This is a genomic window from Candidatus Rhabdochlamydia sp. W815 (assembly GCF_018642185.1).
In the GTDB taxonomy this organism is placed as follows: domain Bacteria; phylum Chlamydiota; class Chlamydiia; order Chlamydiales; family Rhabdochlamydiaceae; genus Rhabdochlamydia; species Rhabdochlamydia oedothoracis.
This window is the reverse complement of record NZ_JAAVTY010000183.1, coordinates 1-1,294: the sequence shown is the minus strand read 5'-3', so window position 1 is coordinate 1,294 and position 1,294 is coordinate 1. Positions and strand designations below refer to the sequence as shown.

1 protein-coding gene and 3 pseudogenes are annotated in these 1,294 nt (G+C 36.5%); 1 reads left to right on the top strand and 3 read right to left on the bottom strand.

Annotated features, from left to right (window positions below; translation table 11 throughout):
• The first annotated feature begins 85 nt into the window (after positions 1 to 85).
• Positions 86 to 280 (top strand): hypothetical protein, encoded by a 195-nt coding sequence (locus RHOW815_RS08125; protein ID WP_215217784.1) that lies wholly within the window; start codon positions 86 to 88, stop codon positions 278 to 280.
• A gap of 113 nt (positions 281 to 393) precedes the next feature.
• Here the strand turns inward: RHOW815_RS08125 and RHOW815_RS08120 are convergent.
• From RHOW815_RS08120 to RHOW815_RS08110, 3 pseudogenes are all read right to left on the bottom strand, one after another.
• A pseudogene (locus tag RHOW815_RS08120) lies at positions 394 to 621 on the bottom strand (transposase); the annotation flags it as partial.
• Between the two features lie 249 nt (positions 622 to 870).
• A pseudogene (locus RHOW815_RS08115) lies at positions 871 to 1,161 on the bottom strand (IS481 family transposase); the annotation flags it as partial.
• Between the two features lie 10 nt (positions 1,162 to 1,171).
• A pseudogene (locus tag RHOW815_RS08110) lies at positions 1,172 to 1,294 on the bottom strand (IS481 family transposase); the annotation flags it as partial.

The window sequence follows — 1,294 nt, the reverse complement described above, 5'->3', positions numbered from 1 at the left end:
CCTTGTGTTTGATTGTTAAAAATCACAATAGAGATTCTTTCATCGCCTGCCTATTCTTTTTTTAATTCTTCTGTGCACTTCAAACTTGAAAAGACTAGATTTAAAAGAAGCTAAAGACTCTGTCTTAAAAAAACAACAAAACGAAAACGAGTGTTTGGAGTTTCTTATTAATCATCCTAAGTGGAATGAAGCTCTTTCTGCTAATTACCGAGAAGAATATCAAGCTATCTTGGATGGAAGAGAAGAAGCTGCTGAACAAGAAGTTCCAGATAGTGTATGAAAGCGATTCATCGTAAAAATAGACCACACCTATTCCTTCCATGACTTGGAAAATCCATCTTAAAGTAGGGTTTGTCTCTTCCTTTAAGCTAGCCGTTTGAATTGGCACTACTATATACACCCATTTCTGTCAGTGATATTAGCTGTGGTAATGTGAATCGCATGAGGAAGCCCTTGGGTATCGACTGCTATATGTCTTTTTATTCCTGATATTTTTTTCCCTGCATCATATCCTTTCTTTTCCGCTGTATCAGTATTTTTAACACTTTGAGCATCAATAATTACAAAGCTTGTTTTCTCTTTCCGACCACTGCTTTTTCTGACCTCGCCAACCAATTTTTTTTAAAACTATTTCAAGAATACTCTTAGAATTTTTATCATCATTGTTTACGAGAAATATCGCTTGGATAAGAGCGGGTCATAACTACCTCCAAAGGTTTTATGAAAACTATCATTATACCTTAATGAGAAGATTTTAAACAGGCTCTAAGATCTTAAAAAACGCCTTTTATTTTGCAAGCAAAATATCGGCTCGGAGAGCTTATGAAGAATTAAGAGAATTTATATTCCCCTTGTGTGCAATTAGAGAACCATAGGATAAGAAATAAACTTCTTCTTAAGGGGTTTTTCACTTTTTGTTTCAGGCAGACGACTTATCCCGTGCCTTTGTAAGCATCGATGAAGGGTAGATCTTGTAAGGTTAAGGAATAGTGGACTGTAGAGTATACAAACAATCATCCAAGGAAAGAAGGGTATGCTTGCTAAAAGCAATAATTATAGCCTCTTCTTCATTGCTTAGGATAGTGGAATGAATCTTTTTAGGCCCCATAGGAGCATCGTGCTGAAACCCTCTCTTCCTCACTTAAGAACAGTTTTAGGGTTGAAACTCAACTCATCGCTGTGCTAGATGCTTTGCATCCTGAAAGGTTTGCCATGGTGTCTTCCCATAACAATATTTCCCAGAATGGACTCGCTCTTCATTGTACTCTTTTACCCATTTATCCATATCCATTTG